This window comes from Actinomycetes bacterium, from assembly GCA_022396035.1.
GTDB lineage: Bacteria > Actinomycetota > Humimicrobiia > Humimicrobiales > Humimicrobiaceae > Halolacustris.
Genome location: JAIOXO010000040.1, coordinates 1 through 5,011, shown reverse-complemented (window position 1 = coordinate 5,011; position 5,011 = coordinate 1). Strand labels below are relative to the sequence as shown.

Annotated in this window: 3 protein-coding genes; 1 reads left to right on the top strand and 2 read right to left on the bottom strand. The window is 40.2% G+C overall.

Annotated features, from left to right (window positions below; all coding sequences use genetic code 11):
* Positions 1–179: 179 nt before the first annotated feature.
* Positions 180–1,658 carry a hypothetical protein gene (locus tag K9H14_08260; GenBank protein ID MCG9480178.1) on the bottom strand — a complete coding sequence of 493 codons (1,479 nt, stop codon included), beginning with the start codon at positions 1,656–1,658 and terminating at the stop codon, positions 180–182.
* A gap of 50 nt (positions 1,659–1,708) precedes the next feature.
* Positions 1,709–3,559 carry a diguanylate cyclase gene (locus K9H14_08255; GenBank protein ID MCG9480177.1) on the bottom strand — a complete coding sequence of 617 codons (1,851 nt, stop codon included), beginning with the start codon at positions 3,557–3,559 and terminating at the stop codon, positions 1,709–1,711.
* A 95-nt stretch (positions 3,560–3,654) separates the two neighbouring features.
* Here K9H14_08255 and K9H14_08250 point away from each other — a divergent pair, with 95 nt between their 5' ends.
* Positions 3,655–4,515: a DegV family protein gene (locus tag K9H14_08250; protein ID MCG9480176.1), complete on the top strand. Its 861-nt coding sequence runs from the start codon at positions 3,655–3,657 to the stop codon at positions 4,513–4,515.
* The last annotated feature ends 496 nt before the right edge of the window (positions 4,516–5,011 follow it).

Below are 5,011 nucleotides of genomic sequence, written 5' to 3'. Positions count from 1 at the left end.
TCGCCCTCACCGGTAAGCATCAGCAGGCCTACCGTATATTTGCCGGCAGCCTTAAAATGATCATTTATCAGTTGATATATATCCTCTTCTTCCTTTAAGCCATGCACATTAACCGAAAGTTGTTCCAGAAAATGCATATGCTCTATCAGCTCTTCGAACTTATTAATCTGCCCCATATGCTAATCCACAAAATTATTAATATTTACCCTGGTCCCGGCTTCACTTAATATCCATCTAACGCTCAAGCCCCTGGATTTCAGGTATTCAATCACTTCATCTTCCTTGCTGTTTTTATAGCTGCTGATACCCCTCTGGCTTTCTTTGGACCATACCCTGTGGCTAAAAAGCCGGTTAATTTTTTCATTGATAGTATCCCAGCTCTCATCACTGATTTCCCTTAAAAGTATTCTCTTTCTTTCCACCTCATCATATAATCCCAGTAGCTGGGACAGAGTATCCTTAATCAAGGTGGACCAGGCTTTAATGGAACCGTGAGAATAAATGTTGGTTACCTTATCCTCCTCTCCATCCATGGTAGCTACTTTTAGCAGGTTTAACAGGCTGATCATATTTTCCCTTTCATACTCCCTAAGTTCATCCGATTTCTCCATATCCATCTTAAGTGGAGGCCTGGCTATAAATTTCTTAAAAAGATTCTGCTTAAGCTGTCCCAGACTTATAACCCCGTTATCCGCCTGGCCATAATCAGATACCAGCGGGGTAAATTGATTCTGTTTATCTTCCAGTATGCTATCATAGATATTGCTCACCATCATATTGGTGGCTTCTGATCTTTTCTTGCCCCTTTTTACCAGAAATGAAACAAAATTAGCTTCTGATTTAGGCCCTGGTGTATCCAGGTACTGGCGCCATTCTTCAGCAAACAGGTCGGCCCATTTGTTAATAAGCACAGAACTGAAGAAAGGCATCTGGCGAAGGCGGTCATGGGCAATTAAATTGGTCTCTTTTAAAACCCTTACCTCGGGGTCGATATAAATCTTGCATTCAACATCCGTCCTGCCGGCCCAGACCTGGGCTGCTGTCTTATGCTGACCGTCAAAAAGAAGGATACGACTGTCTTTTAGCCTGCAGACAGAAGGAGTCAACTGGCTATGGGCAATTAGGTGACGGTAAAGCTCCCACATCCTTTTCATCTCCAATGGCCGGGGCTGCAGTTCGGTATCATTATGTATGTATTTTGCCGGTAACACTGCATAGAAGTAATGATAGCCGGTAGAGGGACAAACCGAAACCGGTACCTGGTAGCTATTGCTTTCCAGATTAAGTTCCAGCTGGCCGTTACCCTGGTCCATTTTTACTGACACCGGAAGGCCTATATCTTTGCCGATTTTCTGCCTCAGAACCTGGTCTAATCTTTTGGGGCTGCCATCTGCAAAAAAATCTTCCAGCTGCCCCAGTGCCATAAATTCATTTACCGAAAGGTTTTTCAGATCTCTTTTATGATTTTTGCATACCGGGACCAGATTCTCAAATTGATCCCTCTCATATTTTAGAGGGGGGCACAGGTAATGATAATCCAGGCGGGAATCAGCATCCATTAACTTTCCGCATAACTGGCATTCAGTTTCACCGTCCCTGGTATATTTCTTATTAACCTGTTTCTTCTGTTTTTCTGAAAGATTTAATTTAATTGCCATAAATACCTCCTGCTTACCTAAATTCTATAATATTTATTACCATTAATCTATTATCTTTCCACCCGGTTCCTTCCCTCCTGCTTAGCTTTATACAACAGTTTATCTGCCTTACTCAGCAACACCCCGTAACTCATATCATATTCATGCTGGGCTACCCCTCCGCTTACGTTTACCTTTAGATTGCCAATCTTCCACCTGTGGTCAGCAACTTTTTCCCTTAATCTTTCTCCCAGCAAATAGGCTGAATCCAAACCTGTCTCAGGCATAATAATCAGAAATTCTTCCCCACCGTATCTTCCGGCAATATCTGCCTTTCGCAGGGTTTCTTTAATTATATTACCGATTTCGCTTAGCACCCTGTCTCCATTCTGGTGCCCGTGGATGTCGTTGATGGTTTTAAAATGGTCTATATCCATCATAATTACCGACAAAAGGTTACCATACCGTTTGGACCTGTTGATTTCACGTTTAAGCTCTCCAATTATATGGTTATGGTTAAAAAGACCGGTAAGGCCGTCAGTAATGCTGAGAACCTTAAACATCTGTTTATCCTTCTTAAGCTGTTCATTGGCTTTTTCTAATCTCTTTTTAGCTAAGTTAAGCTGGCTGGTCCTGTTTTTTACTCTTTTTTCAACTTCCAGATATGCCTGTTTTAGATCAATATTTTTTTTGTTTATCTCCACAGACAGCTGTTCTACTTTCTTAAAGCTGGCAGAGAACTGATTGGTTATAATTGTAGATACCATGACCAGAAATATTACCCATCCTACAGAAAACAGTTTATAGGATTGCAGTATCCTGTAATCCACCAGAAAGTCATGGGCTACTGCTGCTGCCAGGCATACAGTTCCGGTTAGAAGAAAGAAGGCATTAGAATTTCTGGCTCTAATATTTTTAACCAGGGCATAAATTAAAAAAGCTGTCCCCAGTAATACAAGCAAACCATAAATAGGCCATACCGGATTGGAGGCGCCAAAAGGAGTAAAAATAACTGCAACTGCTAATAAAAAAGAAGAGATATAAAAAAAATATACTATCGGTTTATGAAAAGAAGTTTTAAAAATATTATAAATTGAGGCTATGACTACAGGCAATATAAGTATCAGCAGAATGGTCTGTATCCGCTCTTCGGTTTGCAGGTTGAGCCGGGGGAAAAGAAAACTGAAAAAATGGCTTTCCTCAAAAATGGTCTGTATAAACACAATAAAGCTGGCTATACTGAAATATAGGTTGGAAAGTTCTTTCTTTCTAAATATAAAGAACAACAAATGATATGCAGCCATGGACAGCAGTATTCCGGAAAGGATCAGGGCCAGGGCAATCCTCTTATATCTTGACTGCTGTAACTGGTAGACACCCCCCAGTCTTACCTTGCCCGATATGCCCGCCTTGTAATAAGAAAAGCTGGATACCTGTAATACTATTTCTACCTGTTTCTGTTCAGTATTAAAAATCACTATTTCGGAGCCCAGTTTGGAAACGGAGTCGGCATCCTTTCTCCCTACTTTTCCCCGGGTTGCAGCCTGTTCACCGTTTATATATAAATTATAAGCAGTAGCTATATCATTCAACTCCAGGCCGTATATAGTATCAGGCTCCAGTTCGGTTTTTAACCGGTAGGTAGCATATCCCTGAAGGGGATATCCCAGATCGTCCCAGCTATGGGGAATTGCAACCAGCTTTCTTTGCAAAAGATGGGCTTCTATGTCTTCCGGGGCCAATAGCTGATTCCAGTAAAACTCCCATTCTCCAGCAAGGTCTACAATCCGGTTTTCTGGATTTAGCTGGTCCAGTGAGGCAAACCCGTCTGTAGCCTGGCTGCTATAAGAGTTGCTGGAGCATGAGCTCAAGGCCACTGCCATGGCCAGGAGAATTACTACTAAATATGCTCTTTTATTCATATTGTACACCTGTTAAAAACTAGGCATTATAATATTGTACAATGTTTTATGAAATTATATAATAAATTAAGCAATAAAATTACCAATTAAAGAAAATGGACAAAGTAGCTATTGTAACAGACAGTACGGCAGACATTCCCGATGACCTCCAGTCCAAATACGACATAAGCATTGTCCCGCTTTATATGCATTTTCAGGGAAAAGAATACAAGGATAGAGCCAATATAACCAATAAGCAAATTTATGATTTGCTGGACAAGAATGTGGAAGTAAAGACATCCGCTCCATCTCCAAAGGATTTCTTAAGCCTCTATTCAGATTTAATCAGCAACAAAGGGGCCAACATTATATACTCCATACACATAAGCTCCAAACTATCCAATACTGTTGATTCTGCACTAATGGCCTCCAAGAAATTTCCTGAAACCAGGATAGAAATATTTGATTCTAAATCGGTTACCATGGGCCTGGGCCTGCCAGTACTGACTGCAGCCCGGATGGCTTCCGCAGGTAAGGATGCAGAAACCATAAAAGATACCATAAACTATCTAATAGATAAAAGTATATTTTTATCCACAGTGGAGAATTTTGAATATTTATTAAGAGGCGGAAGAGTTTCTGGATTAAAAAGGCTGCTCAATATGGCCTTAAAAGTAAGGCCGGTTTTAGTAATGGACCAGGGCAAAGTAAAAGTGTCCAAAATATCCAGGACCAGGAAAAGTTCCATACTGCAGATAGCCGAAGATTTCAAATCAATTTATGGTAATAAAGGCGCTATTATTCTATCCATTATATATGGTGCAGACCTGGATGCAGCCCATAACCTTAACCAGCTGATAAAAAAAGAAAAATCCTTGAACATCAAAGAGACCATATTCACCGAGATTACCCCGGTTATTGGTACCCATTCCGGTCCCAGTATTGTAGGTCTGGCAGCCATACCCGCGATAGAGTAATATGGTAATATATTTCCCCGCCAACTTTTTATGGGTCTAACTGCCACCGGGCCAGTGTACAAAAACAGCAGCTTAACCGGCAGTCCTTGAATTAAAAACTAACAAACATTTGTAATGCCCGGTAAACCATAATATTGACGTAAAAGTGCTTACCACTTATTATGGGGTAACAACAATAGGCAAATTTAAAGTAAAAGGTATGGCAAATTTTAGCAAAAACCAAAATTTTGGATTCCTATCCAATATCTTATACCCCTACCAGCCTGACCCGTCTTTCAGTAACAGGTACTTCTGGTTTGTGGATATTTAACCCCTGCTGTAAACATTTTGGTTTTAATAATCTGGTAATTAAAAATATTTGGCTCTTTTAAAAAATATTGTTGATATACGAACATATGTTTGCTAATATTTCCTTAAATCAAGTATGTTCGAAAGGAAATAAATTGACAGAAGACTTAAAAAAACAGCTGTATTTACTTCTTAAAAGACTATCGTC